This is a genomic window from Chryseobacterium sp. MA9 (genome assembly GCF_024399315.1).
Classification (GTDB): Bacteria; Bacteroidota; Bacteroidia; order Flavobacteriales; family Weeksellaceae; genus Chryseobacterium.
The window spans coordinates 2,610,719-2,629,976 of sequence record NZ_CP075170.1; the positions used below are offsets into that span (position 1 = coordinate 2,610,719).

The 19,258-nt window shown below is 30.1% G+C and carries 13 protein-coding genes; all 13 read right to left on the reverse strand.

Going from position 1 to position 19,258, the window contains the following annotated elements:
• Window positions 1-1,233: 1,233 nt before the first annotated feature.
• Window positions 1,234-4,881 (reverse strand): DUF6443 domain-containing protein, encoded by a 3,648-nt coding sequence (locus KIK00_RS11875; RefSeq protein ID WP_255812612.1) that lies wholly within the window; start codon window positions 4,879-4,881, stop codon window positions 1,234-1,236.
• Window positions 4,882-4,889: 8 nt separating this feature from the next.
• Window positions 4,890-8,507, reverse strand: a complete 3,618-nt coding sequence (locus KIK00_RS11880; RefSeq protein ID WP_255812613.1) for a DUF5977 domain-containing protein — start codon at window positions 8,505-8,507, stop codon at window positions 4,890-4,892.
• A 6-nt stretch (window positions 8,508-8,513) separates the two neighbouring features.
• Window positions 8,514-10,055: a T9SS type A sorting domain-containing protein gene (locus KIK00_RS11885; RefSeq protein WP_255812614.1), complete on the reverse strand. Its 1,542-nt coding sequence runs from the start codon at window positions 10,053-10,055 to the stop codon at window positions 8,514-8,516.
• A 619-nt stretch (window positions 10,056-10,674) separates the two neighbouring features.
• Window positions 10,675-11,103: a hypothetical protein gene (locus tag KIK00_RS11890; protein WP_255812615.1), complete on the reverse strand. Its 429-nt coding sequence runs from the start codon at window positions 11,101-11,103 to the stop codon at window positions 10,675-10,677.
• A 7-nt stretch (window positions 11,104-11,110) separates the two neighbouring features.
• The gene (locus tag KIK00_RS11895; protein WP_255812616.1) at window positions 11,111-11,464 is read right to left on the reverse strand and encodes a hypothetical protein; all 354 of its coding nucleotides are present in this window, start codon (window positions 11,462-11,464) and stop codon (window positions 11,111-11,113) included.
• 304 nt (window positions 11,465-11,768) lie between these two features.
• Entirely contained in the window at window positions 11,769-12,155 is a 387-nt protein-coding gene (locus KIK00_RS11900; RefSeq protein ID WP_255812617.1) for a hypothetical protein, read from the reverse strand.
• 44 nt (window positions 12,156-12,199) lie between these two features.
• Window positions 12,200-13,408 carry a toll/interleukin-1 receptor domain-containing protein gene (locus tag KIK00_RS11905; RefSeq protein ID WP_255812618.1) on the reverse strand — a complete coding sequence of 403 codons (1,209 nt, stop codon included), beginning with the start codon at window positions 13,406-13,408 and terminating at the stop codon, window positions 12,200-12,202.
• A gap of 180 nt (window positions 13,409-13,588) precedes the next feature.
• Complete coding sequence (locus tag KIK00_RS11910) at window positions 13,589-15,007, reverse strand: caspase family protein (RefSeq protein ID WP_255812619.1); 1,419 nt, start codon at window positions 15,005-15,007, stop codon at window positions 13,589-13,591.
• 21 nt (window positions 15,008-15,028) lie between these two features.
• Window positions 15,029-15,289, reverse strand: a complete 261-nt coding sequence (locus KIK00_RS11915) for a hypothetical protein (RefSeq protein WP_255812620.1) — start codon at window positions 15,287-15,289, stop codon at window positions 15,029-15,031.
• Window positions 15,290-15,448: 159 nt separating this feature from the next.
• Window positions 15,449-16,150: a hypothetical protein gene (locus KIK00_RS11920; protein WP_255812621.1), complete on the reverse strand. Its 702-nt coding sequence runs from the start codon at window positions 16,148-16,150 to the stop codon at window positions 15,449-15,451.
• 281 nt (window positions 16,151-16,431) lie between these two features.
• On the reverse strand, window positions 16,432-17,757 hold the full coding sequence (locus KIK00_RS11925) for a BT4734/BF3469 family protein (protein WP_255812622.1): 1,326 nt from the start codon (window positions 17,755-17,757) through the stop codon (window positions 16,432-16,434).
• Window positions 17,758-17,943: 186 nt separating this feature from the next.
• Window positions 17,944-18,210, reverse strand: coding sequence for a helix-turn-helix domain-containing protein (locus KIK00_RS11930; RefSeq protein ID WP_255812623.1), 267 nt, complete (start codon window positions 18,208-18,210; stop codon window positions 17,944-17,946).
• A gap of 86 nt (window positions 18,211-18,296) precedes the next feature.
• Entirely contained in the window at window positions 18,297-19,256 is a 960-nt protein-coding gene (locus KIK00_RS11935; protein ID WP_255812624.1) for a hypothetical protein, read from the reverse strand.
• Window positions 19,257-19,258: the final 2 nt, after the last annotated feature.

The following is a 19,258-nucleotide window of genomic DNA, read 5'->3' on the forward strand; positions in this document are numbered from 1 at the left end:
TTGACAGAGATTTTAACTTTAAAATTAAAGTTCTTAAAATATTTTTAAACAGAGACCGCAACAAACAAAAACTGTCAAAATAATATCAATAAAAATATAGATTAAAGATTATATATCCAGTACAAAAGAGTAAGTGGAAAGTAAAAGCAGACACACAAAAACACAATAAAACAATATCTACTTTTAAGAAAAGGTTCGACAGTTAGTAGGGGGTAGCAAAGAAAAGTTGTTTGATGTCCACCTCTTTATCCTTAGTACCTTGCGTCCGTACACTCATTATATTTTGGTGTTAAATTGCCGTAAATTCTTCTATAAAGGATTGTTTGATTCTTTGAGAGAAATTAGGTGGGGGTATTTTTGAGGGAGGGGATTTACCATTGTCTATTCAAGCAAATAATAATGTAGTATAGCTTTTTGACAGTTGTTAGTCGAGAGTTTGGGTGGGGTGGCTGGAGTAAAATGTATAAAATGAAAGTTTTTATAATACTTTTTTAATATAAATTTCTAAAAGTTTACGAAATTCACTTACCCTGCCTGCCTCAATTATAATAATTTGAGAATCTAGAAAAATCTGACAGTTTGTTTGAGTATCACAATGGGTAAAAATCTCCCACCCACCGTAATAAAACTGTCAAAAAATCACTGAAATATTATTTTAAAGAATTTGTAGTAGAGATATTAATATTTAGAATTACATTAAATCGAGCATATGAAATTTCAAAAATGAGTTATAGGTGATCAATTTGATCAGGAATACAATTAATAATGTCACTTTTGCAAGCTTATATACCTTGTTAGAAACACAAAACCCAACGCAATTGCGATGGGTTCTTTATTATTGCACTTTTTACTAGTTTGATAAAAAATAATTTAATGAAATAATAAAATTAATTATTATGGACATAATTATTACCCAGAAGAAAGTAGAGTATTTTCTCCTTTTTTTCAACGAGAACTGATCAAACTCTACAAAATATTTTTTCCAATTGTCATCGAATATAAATATATAAACATTAGGAATAATTATAAATATAAGTGTAATGATTATCAATTCAGATTTTTGAAGCATAGATTCACTATAATATAAATATGATAAAAAAATTAATGCTTCGAAAAAGCAAATGCTTATTGCTGCTTTAAAATCCAATAGAATTTTAGGACTAGAAATATAGTCCCAAATTTTATAAAACTTATAATATAGATAATAATAAAATTTCATTTATTTTTTTTTATTTATTTAGGTTCGTGCGCTCCTGTTAAATTAACTCTATAAGGTCCAGCGCTATTTACTCCATTATCTAATTCAGTTTGAGCTGAACCAACATCATTAACATAACCATTAAATCCGCCTGGATAAAATGCGTCTAGTCCAAAATATACTAAAGAAGGAATAGTTCCTACACCTGTTAAGCCGTATATACCTACACCTGTATTTAATGATGCTTTACCTGGTGATACTGCATTTGGAGAATTTGGATCTTTCTTGTATTGCGGGACGCCATAGCCCCAATCAAGGACAGTTCCTAAAACAACAGTTCCAACGCCCACACCTTTACCTAGTTTTATAAGAGAGCCTGTGTTAATTAAACTTTCAGATTTTAAAAAAGTTTGGCCATTACCGTGATATCGAATCCCACGATAGGTAAAAGGAGAATTCGGTCTAGCTGTCCCAATATATCTTCTGTATGATAAATTAGACATATAGGTTCCATTAAAAGATAATAATGTATTTGCCTGTCCTAATGGAGAGTAGATGTTCTGTTGCTGATTATCAGTTTTTTTATTTACTGTAATTAAAGCAGACTCTTGAATACCATCATTAGCGAAAGTTTCCCCTGAACCTTCAACACCCTTAGTATAACTAACACTATTTGCCTTATCATTTATTGAAAATGAACCATCTTCATTTTTCTTTATAGAACCAGTTATGTTATGTTCTCGTCTATATTCTCTAGCCTCTTTTCTCGTTTCAAATAATCCAAATGGATCAGTATATAAAATAGGATTGTTAAATCCATAACGATAAGGCGTTATAGTAACACCTAATTCCGCTAATGGATCTATTACTCCCCATCTTCCGATATCCGCCATATATAGCCTTGCTCCATAATCATACATACCCGTTTCCTGCAATTCCTTTCCGTTATACTTGTAGTTCTGGTATTTTCCAGCTCCAAAATAAGCATTACCTGTTTTCAGGTGGTTCATACCAAATGGATAATAGTCATTAGCATCTGTTATCTCAAGAGCACCTGTGCTATTTTTCCCAAAGCTCACTCTTACATTTCCTAAGTGATCTTTATATTGGTAAATATATTGATTTTTTTGATAATCATAAAATCCTTCAGAAGTTGGGAAAAACTGTAAATCGGGAGTTTTGGCTGGCGGGGGAGAAACGATATTATTTTCCAATGAGAAAGCTTGAGGTTCCATTGCTCTTGCTGTCATCATTTCAACTCCACCTCCCCCTGGATCCCCTCCTGAAGTAACAATATCTTTTTTATAATACTGAAACCCATCCAGATACTCTGTTTTTTCTGTAGTGGTAGTAACATTATTATAGCCTGCGACACTATTTACAGAGGTTTTTTCCAGCTTTGTACCATCTGCTCTATACATGTTATTGATAACGGTGCCAGCAGTACCGAAATCTATACTCATTTCCTGAGGAAGATTCAAATGATTGTATTTGATCTCTGAGATTTGCTTATCGGGCATTGAAATCATATTTCCATTGACATCATATCCGATAGGTAATCCAGCGGTACCTTCATATCCTGTACTATTACCGCTGTTATCTTTAATTTTGACAGCCTGATTCCCTGTGTATGAATACGTAAGATTATCAATGACAGTAGCAGTATTGGTTCCTGTATTAAATACCGAAGTTCTGAAAAGATCGGTGATATTCCCATTCAGATCATACTGCAAAGATTCTGTATTCTCTTTACTGTAAGGGTTATTAGGATTTTGGTAGTACCCAGCTGTCAGCCTATTAAGTTTATCATAAGCATAGCCATATCTTTTAGGAGTTAATGGGGGGTTGGCTCCTATAGATTCGACAGTTCGCCAATCTACTTCTGCTATATTACCATTATACCTTGGCAGTACATCCTTACCTGAAAATTGTGCAGGATCAGGATTGCTGATACCATCTTTCTGGGTATACTTGATTTTATAAGAAAAAAGCCTGCCTCCTAAATCCGTAAGACTCATCTGATCTTTGTTAATATCAGTCATCCAGCCTCTGATGTTGTAAGCATAATCAATACTCTGAAGATTGTTTCCTACCTCCTTGTTGACCAGCTGGGAGAGTTCATTATAGCTATTTTTAGCCAGTAGCTCTTCAGGGTTGCTGTCTACCTGATGGTAATGTTCTTTTAGCCTGTTTCCATTATCGTATACAAAACGTTCTTTTACAGTGATTCCTGTTTCCCCTGCTTTTCGTAAATGAGTGGTAATGGTTTGTAGTGTTAATCCTACAAAATCTAGCTTGGATTCTGTATGGGTATAGCCACCTAAGTGATTGATAGAGTGGCTTCCAATAGCTCTTCCTTTTCTGTCATAATAGGTATAGTCTTTTGCCCAGCTGTCGCCTTCAATGTTTTTTACAAAATTCATGACGGGCATACCTTTAGTGCTCCTTCCGTCAGCTGTAGGAGTTTCAGTAAGTACAGGTTCTGTCTGAATCGTTGAAGGAAAAGCTGGATTAAAGCTGTAGGCAGGGTAAGAGTCGTAATAATTTACAGATAATAAAGCCACCCATTTAGAAGCATGAGGATAAGAAACACCTGGATCATAAAAAACATCCATTCCCTGTCTGTTAAAGACCACAGAATTTGTCCGTGTCATATTTCCTGAATCATTAGCCAATAGCTGTTCTGTATTTCTTTCTCCTCCTGTAGCGAGTCCTGTGACAGCAACTCTTCCAAACTGATCATATTTGGTGTATAGCCATTGTCCTTTTGCTCTTAATTCTGCATCCTGAGTTCCTACCAGCCTGTCTGCTTTATCATACACCATAAATTCCCAGCCTTTACCTGGAACTTTTTTTTCTACCTGGCGGTTTTTGCCATCATATTTATACTGATAGCATAAGTCATTAAGTACAGTATTGGGATTAGTCTCTATTGATGCTTTAGGAGGAATAACAAATGCCAACTGATCATATTCATTATAAAGGTAATAGGTATCTGCATTCTCTGTAGCACTCATTACTTTTCTTACCAACAGCAATTGTCCTTTACCATTTTTAAATTCTATGGTTTTATTGTTATCTTCATCAGTTAGTGTATTTTTATACAATTTGGCTTCTTCATACATTGTAATGTTACTGATCTCTGATAATGTAGCGTTATTGACCCAGGTTGTAGTAACGGTAAACTTTTTAACCTTGTCTAATGTAGAATTGACATCATATCCGAACTTTACAGATTTTCCATTCCAGTCATTACCTACTTGTTTCTGCTCCAGAACTCGGTCTAAAGGAGAGTTTTCTACCATCTTTTCAGAGTAAATCTTTTCATTGCCATAAGGGCTACTGGATAGATTGCTTAAAGGGTTGGGAGTAATAGCTCCGTTTAAAGTGCTCCCTTGTGGAACAGGAAGATAGTCTTTTACCTGTCTTCCAAACAGGTCATATTCAATAGGAGTAACCACATCTTTTCCTAATGGTGATGCTTTTACATTGACTATTTGTTTTGGTCTTCCCAGCCCATCAAAATATTGTACTGTTTCTGAGGATTTTGTAGCGGTAGTGCCATTATAATCAAGATATGTTTTACTCTGGATGTAGTTTTCCGTATTAGGAAGCGTAGTAAGCTGTGCCTGCAGAGTGCCTGTTATAAACAAAGCACTTATCGGGATTATTATTTTTTTCATATTGGTGTTTAGTTTATTGGAAATGTGAAATCAAAAAGTAAGTCCATATTATTTACTAAAGACGGCGAAGCTGAACTGAGTTTAGCCTTGATATTTCCGTCTATATCAATTGTAATCAGCCATACACCATTGGCATATGTACTAGATGATCTTTCACCCGATGGCTTACAGTTTCCATTAATCTTTGCTATGATTACACCAGTGTTCCATGCAAGGCTACTATTATATCTGAAGTTCATTTTTACTCTGAACGTACTTGGATCGTTTAGGAATATCGATCCATAATTATATTGTGCTATACCAGCTCCTATTATACCACAGTTTAATGCAGTACATGTCCCATTTGTATTTGCAGCTGTTTGACCATTATTAACAATATCATTTTGTGCCTGGAGATCAGCATCTGCCTGACTTACTATAGAGATATATTTATTTTCAGCAACACTATAAGTATAAGAACCTCCTATAGCATTAGAGCCACAATTATTCTTATAAAATATCTCACTTTTAGCTTTACTATAATATCTAATAGGGCCATAATTGTATTTAAATTCTTTCATGATTTTATTATCATTATCCAAAATATGATCAAGCCGCCCAGCGAGGTCATATTTGTAAGTCTCTTTCAAGCCAGAAGGTTGGGTGATTGTTTTTACCCCTATCAAAGGATCATAAGTATAAGTAGTAATTTTGAAATCTTTAAATTCATTTTTATTACTAAAATTAATTAAAGCAGAAACTAGATCATTTTCAGTGCTGTTATCAATATCTAAATTTGATTTTTTTACAATATCTAATTGTTGATAAGAAGTGTTATTATTTCCATCCAAGCCAAATACCTGCATTATTTGAGAATAGTTTCCTCCTTCTATTTTAGCTATAGGCTGTGTTTTATTATATCCCCAAAGAATTGTTACAGGAATTCCTCCTTTAGTTGTATACTGTAGTAATCTATAATTATCATAAAGGTCGTAAGTTCCTTCAGTAGTGTTACCGCTTTCCAAACTATAAGACAAAACAGAAGTAGGATTTAAGTGGTTTGGATTATCATATTTAGTTTCTGTATGTGATACCGTTTTACTAATCCCATTATTGTTATTTACTGTAAAAGTTTCCAGTGGAATATTAATAATATTAGCATTTATTAATTTTGAATTTCCTTTTTCAGTTGAATAATTAATATTTTGGCTGTTGTAGCTGCTGTCAGGAAAATCTGTAGATTTATTTGTAAGTAAGTTATTAGAATTGAAATATTGTTTTGTATTTGTAATCAATTCTTTACCATTTAAATAATCTATAATTTTTGATGTTGATAGTAGACTTTCTTTCGAAAAGATCGGATAATGTGCTACAACAGAAACACTTAATGTAGAAGAGGCATCAGGGGTTCCACTTCCAACAGGAATTGACCCTCCATTACTCCATCCTTTACACACATACATACTCTCACTAACTGGCTGAAAAATAGTACCATAATAAATATCAGAGTATCTTGTATTGTATTCATTGATAATCTCTCGAACTTTGTTGCCATTATTATCAAGGTATGTTTGGCTAAGCAATTTTCCATTTTCAATTCCTTCATTCTTTGTATTAGGAATAGGAACGGGCAGTTGATCTTGCCATAAATTATAAGCGACATCAGGATTTATATTATAATTTGATATAATTCTTCCCTTTTCATTTCCAGAACCATCAACTTGTATTTTTGTAACTTTTCCATATCCAACATAATCACCAGAAGACAAAGCCGAAACACTAAGGTTGTTGGAGGAGTTCATTGAAATTATTGTATAAGTATTGAAATAACCACCTGAAGAATATGTTTTATTTACAAGCTCTTTAATAAGGCTTAGAGGATTTGATGAATATCCATTTTCATATATAAATTTGGTTTTTTCTAATAGATTTGTATTAAAATCGTAATTTTCCTGACTTTCCAATCTTACTCCTTTTCCCTGGCTAATGTTAAAAGGAACATCAGAAAATAAATTATTTGCTGTATTAAGTTCATAATTAAAAAATGAATATCCCTTAGTTGGATAGGTAATCTTCTTTAATAACCCCGCTTTAGCAAAATTAATATTTGAAACCTTCGTATTATTATTTAAGTTAGTTACAGGAAGCTGATTGTAGGCCTGCACAGATATATCAGTTGGGTTTAAGAAGTAAGTTTGATTATTTACACCTCCATTGTAAAATCCCCAATAATCTACAGCATAAGAGTCTCGTCTTGGCAAAATTGCAAGGTCATAATAATCGAACCCATACCTTTCTTGTTGATTGGTGATCACCTCCTTCAGGATAAGTCTCTTAGACATCACCTCATTTTGAAAGGTAGCTGAATCAGGATTCTGAAACATATTATCAGGGGCAATTGCATACTCATATATAAAATCAATATTTTTGATTTTTTGATTATTAGCATTTTTGATGGTTATATTACTTAATTTACCAAGGCTACTATCTTCTCTATCGGTGTAAGTGAAATTTACATTTCCAAACTCTCCATATATTTTAGAAACCATCAAATGATTTTGAGTACTATAATACCCTGGAATATCAGGAATCAAATATGACCCCGTTGTAGCATTTGCTGAATAAGGTTCTACAGATAATCCAGGAGATCTAAATTTTGAGCCCATGGTCATATGAGCTCCCCAGTAAACTGGGACTCCACCACATCCAGGATTTAGAGTCGAATTTAACCCCCTATTGTAGTTCAAATTTTTTGATTGGGGAATAAAATTGACAATCGGGCCACTATAACTATTGTAATCAATATTTAATGTATTACTATTTTTATCTATGATTTTTGTCAATACAAAATTTCGATTAATGACCCCATTCATTTTTACCTCTTCATTTTTACCAAATTCGTAGCTAATTCCATTTGGAGCTATGATTAAAAAACTAAATGCTGTTCTATCAAAAGTAATTTTATATCCTTTTTTTAAACAGTTAAACGATATTGTATTTGTGCCAAGGTCTTTATGATTAGAAATAAAGAATTCTATTTTTTCACCAAATAAATTTAATGCAAACATATCAGGAGAAGAATCATATTGTAACCAGTTTTCGTAAGCATGAAAGCTTCCATTTACAGGAACTGTATGATTAATAGAATAATAGTATGTATATCTGCCGATTTGAGGAACATCTATATATCCTGGTGGTTCAGGCTTTCCATCTTCAGGTTCTAAATATCTATATTCTGTGTTGAGTAATCCCCAGGGTGTAGTGGGCTGATAATGTAGATCTATTTTTAATTTTCGTACTGTTAATTCAAAATCATCTTTTCCTAAAATTGATTGAACCAAAGAAGGTAATCCAAAATTCCATCCTAAACCAACATTTGATGAGGGATCAGATACTTTAATTCCATTTCCTGATACGTAATCAAGTGTTAGTGGCAAGGCTATATCACCTTGCTGAATTGTTTGAATAGGAATTTTGGTTGCATTTGTACCAGTAAATTCTGAATTTTGTATATCTCCATACCTAAGAAAGGTAGATGTGGAAGGAGAAGTAGGAAAGTTTTTAAAATAAAAAGCCATATTTCCTTCTTGAGAATATGCACTGATAAACAAGACAATAAAAAATATAGTGTATATAATCTTCTTCATTTTAGTTTATTTCTTAATTAGTTTGGCACTTGCCATTTTATTTGTATCAGTTTTAATAACAACCAGATAAGCCCCCTGAACCAAAGGCTGTGTATTAATCTTCGTTACTTTATTCTTGGTTTTAAGGCTCTGTAAATGCCTTCCAGACATATCATACAGCAAAATATCAGCTTCCTTAAAATCAAAACCAATTTCTACATACGTATAGTCCGATACAGGATTCGGATAAATCTTAATATCCTGTTTTTCTACCAGTTGATCAATCTGTTTATCACCCAGTTTTACAATCTTCCAGTTTTCTTTGCCTAGCTCTTCTGCGCTTGTTCCAGCCAGAATAATGGAACCATCCCTGTTTAATTTAATATCAGATAATCTTTCTTCTCTCTGAGAAGACTCATCCTTAACGTGCTTTCTCCACTGTTCATTTCCATCCTGATCCAAATACAGCATCCAGAATTTTTCATCATCTGATTCAATTCTTCCCTCAGCCTGCGTGTATCCCCCTAGTAAAATCCCTTTTGAAGATTTATCATCCGAAGAATTCAAAACGCTCATTCCCATGAGTACATCTCTGTTTTTGAAATTATAAGACTTCTGCCAGATTTCTTCTCCTTTTTCATTGAGAGAGATTAACCATAAATCAGTACCTTCTTCAATACCAACTGTCTTGTTCCCAGAACGCTCAGACCTCGATTCTCCTCCGATTAAGAATCCTTCCGAAGTTAATGCCAATGTTCTTAAATGATCGTCTCCTTTTCCTCCAAGATTTTTTTCCCACTGAACCTTCAAATTTTTATCCAGTTTGATAATGTAAAAATCTCCTTCACCGTAGTTTTCTGTTTTCTTTGTCCCACTTATAGAACTTCTGGAATAAATTCCGAGCAAGGCTCCTCCATCCCGTGTTGGAATCATCTTCTCAATTTCATCAATCGCCTTGCCTCCAAATGTTTGCTCAGACAGAACCTTTCCGTCTTTGTCTAATTTAACGATAAGTACATCTTTTGAACCGTAGCCTTTTGATGAGTTTTGGACAGTGCCTGCCACCATAAATCCCTGGTCTGTCGTTTGAATTACAGCTCTTGCTTCTTCATCTGATGAGCTTCCTAATGTTTTCTGCCATAACTGGTCTCCAAATTCATTGATTCGAATTAACCAAATGTCTGAACCTCCTTTAGAATCTTCTTTTTTATCAAGTCCCTTTCCTGAATATGACGTTCCAGAAATCAGAAAACCTCCGTCCTGGGTAGTGACAGTTGAAGATAAATAGTCGTGATTGTCTCCTGAAAAATATTTTTCGAAAACCTGTTCTCCCTGCTGATTTAATTTAATCAGATGAAAATCATAACCGTTGTTTTGTTTGCTGTTCTGTTGGAGTTTATCACTTTGAATAGAACTTCCTGTGACAAGATATTGTCCGTCAATAGTCGTTGTAATCTGGCTTAGAAAATCCTGCGAATTGGATTTTATATCTTTCTGCCAAAGTACCTCCTGAGCAAATATGCCCGTAGTAGTGCATAAGAATAACGCACCCATGTAGAGTTTTTTCATACTTGTGTCGTATTAATTGTTAAGTAAATATTGATTTAATAACTGCGTACATAGAAATACACGAATGTCTAGTGGAATTATTGTTTCATAGTTGTGTTTTTAATGTGCTCAAAATTAAAACTTTTTAACCATTCCCTCAAAGGAAATTTATTAACTTTCTTTAACAAGACAAAGATATATCTGCAAAGCGACAAAACGTGTCGTATTATAATTTAAGATGTATCTTTTTTCATTTTGGTTGGATTTGTAAGTTTTAATTGATTAAAGTATAGTTGTAATATGCATTGGTACTATTTAGCAGATTTTCTGCTAACCTTCTTGCTCATCAGTGTTTCCGAGAATAAAAATAGCCTTGACCACAAATCATATCCTCATCTAAAATATCAAATTATTACTTTAACAGTTGGCTTTTCAAAAATTCCTCTAATGGAGTTTGAGGTTTGCTAGTAATGACAGTTTTTAAATCTTTTTCGGATAATTCGGCAAACTCAACGGTCTTTAATATAGAAAAAACAACATCTTTTAATCCTAAATTTCGGAGGGATATTCTGATTTCTTTATCGGTAGGAAACTGACTTTCATTTTATTTTAAATGTATTTTGTGATTTTTCATATTGGCTTATTTTTTCTTGTTAATTTTTTTGTAATCATAGAAAACATAGCCTGTTCCGTGAATATCTAATAGTATTGCTCTATCTGGACATAATTTCAATAGATAATAATTTTCATCATCTACAATTTTGTAATCATAAAATTTTATTGGAGACTTTGGAAATTTTATTTTTTGTGAATTATCAAACAAATCGTCATCAATATTGATAAATGTTTTGCTATTATTAAATAATTTGTTTGTACAAACTACTTTTGATTTATTACTTCCAGTATTAAAAGTGCATACAGTAGGCATACTGATGTATTTAATATGCTTTCCATTCTCAATAATTTCAATAACATCATATCCGTAAGAAAATGTAATTTTATCATGATATACTTGCGCTGACAGGAAAAAACTACAAAATACCCCTGTGCATAAAAATAGTTGTTTCATGCTATCTTTATTTACCAGAATTAGCAGTATCAAAAGGATTTTCAGAGCTTCCCATAAAAACACTGCCCATACGTTTATATTTCATTGGTTTTCCTGCTACACAAACCGAGTACATTCCATTACCTTTTTGTTCTGAAATTTTTAAAAAGATTACATCTTTCTCATTACAGTCATTTTCTACTGCAATATGTTTTCTAAGATCTTCAATAGTAGCATCTACCTTTTTTAAAAAGGATTGTACTTTTTTGTCTGGTTTAGGCTCCTGATAATTAACTGGAAGATTACATTTGTTCTGTTCTGTTTGTTGTGCAAAAGTCATTGTTGAAGCTGTTATCACTAATGCTGTTAAAAACTTTTTCATATAATTAAATTTTTGAATTTATGATTAGCTTTTACGGTAAACAGCTTTTCTGAAAAATAGAAAAGCAAGTGACCACCACTTGCTCTAGTTCTGAAGGCTCGGCAAAGCCTATGTTACATAGAAACAGGATAAGCCACTTGCCATATGACAAGTGTGCTGAAACTGTTTGCATTTTGTAACATTTTAGAATTTTGCCGATTCACAGAACAAAAGCAAAAGTTTTTACACTTTTATTTTCCGATAAAATTTGAACCACAAATATATGAAATTTGTAATCTTTGTTAAATAACTATTTTATTCGATTCTAGTCATTTTCATGAAAATCTGAATATCTCACCTCTTCATCATAATTTAAACTAGAATATCTCTCATCGTATTTTTGATGCAATACTATATCTAAACGTTTAAATAAAATATCTAATGGACTTCTTTCCTGATCCCAATCCATCATCATACTTACAATATGTTCTTTTTCATCAGTAGATAACTCTAAGTCAACACAAAGCAACGAGATTGAAAATTTTCTTGTCCCATAAAAAGAAATCCCAATAATTTTAAATCTCTCCTTATCTAATTTAAAAAAATTAGCAAAACTATCTAATGTATCTCCACCGTAATTAGTGCTAATCATATCAGAGATATCTGCAGCTGCCGTTCCTGTAAAATCATTATATTGTACGTCTGCTTTCATATTATTATAAATTTTGTTTCTCAAATATAATTAATTATTTACATCTATCCTTTATGGGTTTTTAGTAAAATATTAATAAACTTACGAACTTTAGAATCTGTTGTTCTCTTTAGTGCTAATCTATAATAATCATTTCCTTTTTTTAGTTCACCTCTTAGTTTTAAAATGTTTCCTAAATTTATGTAAGGATCAATATAATCGGGCTCTAATTCTATAGCTTTATTAAAGTGGAAATTAGCTTTTTTGAAATCATTTAACTTATACAGATTTCCTAAGTTATTATGGGCTTTAGGCTCATTATAATCATATTCTAAAATAGCTTCATATTGCTCTATAGCCTTATCAAACTCTTTATAATGTTGTGAAAGTAATACTCCCAAGTTCAATCTTGCAATAGTAAATTCAGGAAATATTCTTATTGCTTTTTCAAAATATTTCCTTGCGGAATCATATTCTTTTAAAACTACATGACACAAATGTCCTAAATTATTTAAAGAGGATGTATTATTTTCATCCATTTTTATTGACTGCTCATAAGCGAATTTTGCTTGTTGAAGTTTTCCATTCTTAGAATAAGTTTCTGCTTTAATACCATAATAAAAAGTATTATGAGGAAACTTTAACAAATATTTATCTAGCTCAATTTCCTTTTCTTCAATATTTTCAATCAGAGAAATATTAATAAGTTCAGTTATATAACTAATATCAATAAATCCTATTTTTTCAAAAATTTGTTTATATCCTTCTTTTTCTAAGTCTTGTAATGTAATATTTAAATTACTAGTTAAATTCTTCAAAAAACCATCTATCGATTGTGTTATATTAGAAATAATTTTCAAATCAGTATACAAATCAATTGCATCTATAGGATTTACTGATTTCAGTAAATTGTCTAAATTGTCTCTTTGTTCCATCCAGTAGTGCAAATATTTAATCCTATCTATAGGACTATAAATTTTTGCTGACGAAAGGATTATAGGAAGTATCTTATTATCATAAGATTTTTCTTTCAATAAATTCAATACTTCGAAGAGACAGTTTTTAGATTTTAAATAATCATCACTAACCAGTAGTATAGCAAAATCACAGTCCCTAATTGATTCCATAAAAGAAACAATACTGTCTTTGTAATTCAGCACATGATTATCCATTTTAACTTTTACACCAACTTGACTTAAATTGTTATAAATTTTTTCGGCATCATCTTTATTAGACCAACAATGTGATAAAAATATTTCAGGTGTTTTTTTCATTACAATAAAAAAAATGATACACAAATATGACAATATTTTTCTTTAAATCAATATTTAATCATTACAGCAAAAGCATTGTTTTCTAAATGAGCATCCGCAATTAGGAATTTCATTTGGATTATTCCTAAAATAATTACTTTTAATGTCCCATTTTATAACTCTAGCACCTTACATTATCAGTTATTTTATTATTCTATTTATTTCAATTCCAATTAAAATATTAATCTCATTATTAATTAATCCAAAATTATTAATCAAATCATTTTTATTAATAAACTCATCTTCAAAAATATTCCATTTAAAACGTTTTTCAATTTCAGTATTATCCCAACCTTTTTTTATATATTTAGTTAAACCCCAATAAACACGAATTTTTCTATCTGTGGTAATAAAAAAAATTGAGCAAAGAAATGAGTTAAGGTTAGGATATTTACTTTTAACGTCAATAATTATTTGTTCATATGGATAAGTAGTTGTTAAATTATACCCACTTAATTCTTTTTTCGTTCTTGTTACAGTATATGGCTTATTAAACATTCCGAACATATCACGGAGATTAGGCGTTTCAACAGTTTCATATGAAATATCTTCATAAGTTGGTTCAGCGTAAAACTCCTTGTATTGAGAAACATATTCTCCAATTTTATTTAAATTCAAATCATAATTCAAATTGCTAAGGAATTTATGCTTATATTCATACAGATTTTGAAATTCTTCATTAGGCTTAAATTGTTCAATATAGCTCTTAACATCTTCAAAAAAACATATTATTTCCTCTTGATTTAAATGTTTACTAGCATCTTCTTTAATTAGATCTTCCAAAGATTTTGTAGGAGACGAAACAGTTTCAGAAGAATCTTTAACATTATTAAAAGTGTTGGGAATTGTCTCCAAAAATACATTTAATTCATCATTTTTTTTACAAAAATTTTCTGTGAAATCTGCTTGAATAACAAAAAAAGGTGTTTGTTCAGAAATCTTTATAAACTCATCAGAAATATAATCTATAATATCTTTGTATCTAATATTATTATCGGAATATTTTTTTATTGCATTAAAAAAGCTAAGAGTAAAAAAACTAAACTCTTGATTTTGATATGAACTTTGAATATTAAGAGATGAAAATAAAAAATAACAGTTATTAAACTGAGATTGTGTAGATTTTATATATGTATCAACTTTATTAATGTCTTTTATATAGTTATATCCAGACTCACAAGCATCAACAATTTTGGTTACTAATTTAGGGTTTAAAGATTTTAATAAACTATCTAGTTCTGAGTTTTGTAAACTTGTTTGTTGTTTTCTATCTTGTTCAAAATCACTTAAAATATAGTAGAATTCATTTTCAGAATATAGTCCATGTCCTGTAAAATAGAAAAGTACTTCATTTATTTGACTAGATTTATTTTGACTAATAAAATTTACTAGTTCATTTTTAATAAATGTACTATCTGTATTATTGTTAATGAATAATATATTATCATACTTTTTTGTATGTTTTATTAATTCATTGAAAAAAATAACATCATTTTTACACCCTGGTAAATTTTGTACATTTTTATATGAGGAAACCCCAATAAGTATTGCTAAATTCACTTTTTAATTATCAATTTTTAGTTATAGTTTTTCTAACAAGTTTGCTAATTTCAAACTTTCAATATCAATTTTTAATAAATCTTTTGTTTCAAATGGAATAAGCTTTTTCCTTAAATCCCCTTTGTTTTTGAATAACCTTCCAATCTGATATGTTTTCTCAATATAATCAGTTGTATCAATGGTTAAATCTTTACTTCCAAATGATTTATCATAAATAAGAGCTTTGATTTTCTTACAATTAGGATTATTAAAGATTGAACTTAACATTATTTTATCAGACATTCCACATGAGTGTCCCATAATGTAAACCTCAAATTCATCAGAATCAATAAATTTTAAAAAATTTTCATAATTGTTTGTTCTTAAATACCAATAATTTTTTACATATTTCTAATTTTGCCTTGAAAATTTTGTCAAGGCTACATATTTATACTATGCTAATTAATTATTGATTAATAATTTAAACGATGAAAATGCCTGTTTCACTAATTCATATAAAACTTGTGGTGTTCCAGTATCCACTCCCATATTAATTGCAATAGAAATAAGAGTAGATAAAAAAACACCATACCAATCAAACTTTCCTAATCTTTCGGTAGCATCTAATAAATAATCCAATCTTTCCGTAATATATTGTATTTGTGCTTCCGTGGGATTAATTCTTTCAACAATGGATTCTCTTAATACATTTGTTGAGCTGGTAATATCTTGAATTTGACGTATCGTGAATGGAGTGTTGTCAAGTGTGTTAGCATCTAATAAAGAAAAAATATTCTGTTCAAATTGAAAATTATTCCAATGATCAACTGAATCCATTTCTTCAATAAATGGGATAACTTGAGCTTCTATCCAGTTTTCAAATTGTTTAAATACCTTTTCTTTATCAAAAACTTGAGTGTTATTTAAAGGTGGTACAAGTTCTCCAATATTAAGTACAGGTTTAAATATTGTACCTCTATATCTAAAATGATCCCAACTACTAAGAGAATTGTAAAAGTGAAAACTCATTTCTGACCCTAGAACCTTAATTTCTGTAACTGGATTCTGGTTTTCTTCAAAATCTGAGATAATAAACCTGTTTGTATCTAAATTAAATTTTTCTTTAATAATTTGGTAAACTTCATTTTTATATTTTTTCAGCATGTGTTAAAAATTTCGTTAGAATACAAATTTAAAAATTGAAATTTAATTTTCATTCACTGCCATACTATTTTAGTCAAATTGAATGGGTTACTCAATTTCATAAATAAAAATGCCATGTATTATTTTATGAACAGTTTTTTAGATTTCTTTTTACTTGTATTAGCATAGAATAGAGAATAGAGAATAGATAAATTTATAACTAATACACCCATTATAATCATACCCTTTAAGTTATATCTATTAAGTAATATAGTGGGTACTTTTTATTAAAACTATTGGAATTAAGTATTTAAATCAGATCTCATCAAATCATCTAAATCTCTTAATAAAGGTTTTTTTTCTATAGATTGATTTAAAACTCTTTTCTTTCTTGTTATTAAAAATACAGTTTGCGACTCTTTGAGAGGTAACATCGATTTTAATCCATTATAATACTTTTGAACTGTCTTTTTATTTTTACCTGAAGCTTTTGCTATTTTATTGATTGTCATTTTACCATAAAAATTAGAATCCCAATCAACCATCACATCCCATAATTCAGATTTAGTTTTATTTATTCTATCCTGATGAATTTTTTTAATATTTAATCTTTTTTTATCACTTGGAGTAAAATTTCTAAACATATCATAAATAAATCTTCTTTTTCTATTTGGGATAGGCTTAACCTGATTTAAGTTTTGGTAAATTTTTGCTACTGTTATCTCAACTTCACTATTTTCAAGAGGTGGACTCATTTTGCTGTAATTGATTGCATATAGATATTTCATTATCAAACCTTTATTTACTGTTTTATTAAGAGCAATTAATTGATATGCTATGCTCTTTAGTACATTTTCTCTTTCTCCTTCAAAAATTTTTCTGAATGGTACGAATACCAATGAATATTCAAGTTTGTTTTCACAACCAAAATCATGCAGACCATTTTCATCAAAGACAATATCATACTGTTGTATTAACTCATCTAGATTATTAAATCTTAATTTATACCCACTATAATCATACCCTATAGTTTTAGATAGTATATTATTATAATGGGTACTTTTTCCTATTGTTGAATTACTTTGTATATATTCAGATTCTGAAACAGGAATTACTTCAGTATTTCCATTATAATAAGCATTCGGATCGTAAGATAGAACTGTTAATCTATCAATGGATATAGCATGTCTATCGTAAGGAATATCTAATGTAGTTGCAATTTCTTCAGTTGCTTCTTTGAAATTATATTGAGTAAGCCCATCAACTTTTACAACTAAAGTCACACCTGTATTAGAAAGACTTCTCCAATAAGCACAAATATAAGCTGTATTAATTTCAAAATCTTTTTCGGTCATACCATCAACATCAATATACAAATACCCAGTTGGTTTGTGTACATTTCTTCCCATTATATATCCATTAGAAAAATTAAAGTTTACACTAATTGCTGGAAGCTGGTTTACCTTTATATTATTATATTCCTGAGATTTTCTATCTAAACCTCTAGCTTTTTGCACCAATTCCAAATGTTGTTGAGGAGGAGACTTGATAAAGCTTATAACCTCTTCAATAGTATTAAACGAACCAGTAATATTTCTGTTTCTACAATTATTTATTCTATTTATCATATATTTTTTTAAAAGATAGACATAACGATAGCTCCCCTTAGCATCCTTACTATGGTTTATGTCTTGTTTATTATTGTTAAAATGAGGATTGAAAAGGGATAGCTGCAGTAACTTATATAACTTTAAGCAAAACTGTCACCTGTTCGACTGCATGATTATGTCTTGAAATCCCGCAGATAAGAAAATTTAAGAAGCTTGTTTCAATTTTGTTAAGATTTCATCTTTTGTATAGTATACTCTCCCACCAAAATTTATTGACTCTAAAGTGCCATTTTTAGACCAATTATGTAATGTTCCAACAGAGACTCCAAAATATCTTGCAGTTTCTTCTCTAGTCATAATTTCTTTAATTTCTTCACCGTTTTTTGATTTTGAAAATTGCTCTTCAAATTTCTCAAGCTTCTGAGCTATCAACTCTTCTATCTTGTTAAAAAAATCTTTAAAATACTCCATATTTCTTTATTGTTTTTAATTAATATGGCAAAGGTATTTTAGAAATAAATTATACTCGAGTTATATGGTATAAAGTGAGTATAAAGTTAATCTTGTTCAGTAAGCATCAACAGTTCTTGATATTTTCTTTCAAAAAATGGAGCTATGTTTTTTTTCTGTTCCTTGAAATCCTGATAAATCAACTTTACATATTTAAAATTATCTTTATGAAAAATATTATTCTTAGGACTTAAATCATTTAAAGTTTGTTTTATATAAGAAGAAAAGGAAGTGTGTTTAAATCCAAAATACCGAGAATACTTCGATGAAAAACCATTTGCATTATCATATTTTACATTTTCATACATTAAACAACTCCCCTCAATGATAAATGTTCCGTTGGCAAATAAACACCCAAATCTATATAGATGAGTATCTCTTAACCTATCATTTTTTATATCCTCTACATGTACAAGTTTACTTAAATCATACGATTCTATTAAATCAGAAAAAATAAATTTATATTGTAATCTCAAATTTTCGTACAGCTCCTTATTAAAGGTTTTAAATGACTCACAAACGGTTTTTCTCACTAAATTACAGCCCTCACTTTGCATAAACATATCTAAAAAATAATCAGAAAAATAAAGTTCATTTAATAAGTCCTGAAAAAACATTTTAGACTTTATATCTGATAATTCTTCACATTGTTGTTTGACCGAAAAAAGAAATTCATTTAAAATGGTATTATTTATCGTTTCTAAAAAAGTTTCACCCCAATCCTGAAAATCAAAATCATTTGTAAAATCCTCATAATTCAATCTTGAATAATACCCTTCTATTTCATCATTCAAAAAATAAAAATTTTCTTTAGGTGATTTCTCAAATTCTTCTTTTGTAATATATGAAGGTTGAATATTTTCAGGTGTCAATTCCAGACTAAAATAAACTCTTTTAATCTTTTTTTCAGTTGAAAAACACAAACTTCCAAATGTCAATATTATTTCATCTAGTAAGTATTCACTTCTAATTAAAAAATTTTTATTTTCAATCTTTTCAATGCCCATAT

Excerpts from the sequence above, each read along its gene's own strand:
- KIK00_RS11890 (WP_255812615.1), bottom strand. The coding sequence starts at position 11,103 with ATGAAACAACTATTTTTATGCACAGGGGTATTTTGTAGTTTTTTCCTG.
- KIK00_RS11915 (WP_255812620.1), bottom strand. The coding sequence starts at position 15,289 with ATGTCTGATAAAATAATGTTAAGTTCAATCTTTAATAATCCTAATTGT.
- KIK00_RS11885 (WP_255812614.1), bottom strand. The coding sequence starts at position 10,055 with ATGAAAAAACTCTACATGGGTGCGTTATTCTTATGCACTACTACGGGC.
- KIK00_RS11925 (WP_255812622.1), bottom strand. The coding sequence starts at position 17,757 with ATGATAAATAGAATAAATAATTGTAGAAACAGAAATATTACTGGTTCG.
- KIK00_RS11930 (WP_255812623.1), bottom strand. The coding sequence starts at position 18,210 with ATGGAGTATTTTAAAGATTTTTTTAACAAGATAGAAGAGTTGATAGCT.
- KIK00_RS11900 (WP_255812617.1), bottom strand. The coding sequence starts at position 12,155 with ATGAAAGCAGACGTACAATATAATGATTTTACAGGAACGGCAGCTGCA.
- KIK00_RS11880 (WP_255812613.1), bottom strand. The coding sequence starts at position 8,507 with ATGAAGAAGATTATATACACTATATTTTTTATTGTCTTGTTTATCAGT.
- KIK00_RS11895 (WP_255812616.1), bottom strand. The coding sequence starts at position 11,464 with ATGAAAAAGTTTTTAACAGCATTAGTGATAACAGCTTCAACAATGACT.
- KIK00_RS11935 (WP_255812624.1), bottom strand. The coding sequence starts at position 19,256 with ATGGGCATTGAAAAGATTGAAAATAAAAATTTTTTAATTAGAAGTGAA.
- KIK00_RS11920 (WP_255812621.1), bottom strand. The coding sequence starts at position 16,150 with ATGCTGAAAAAATATAAAAATGAAGTTTACCAAATTATTAAAGAAAAA.
- KIK00_RS11905 (WP_255812618.1), bottom strand. The coding sequence starts at position 13,408 with ATGAAAAAAACACCTGAAATATTTTTATCACATTGTTGGTCTAATAAA.
- KIK00_RS11875 (WP_255812612.1), bottom strand. The coding sequence starts at position 4,881 with ATGAAAAAAATAATAATCCCGATAAGTGCTTTGTTTATAACAGGCACT.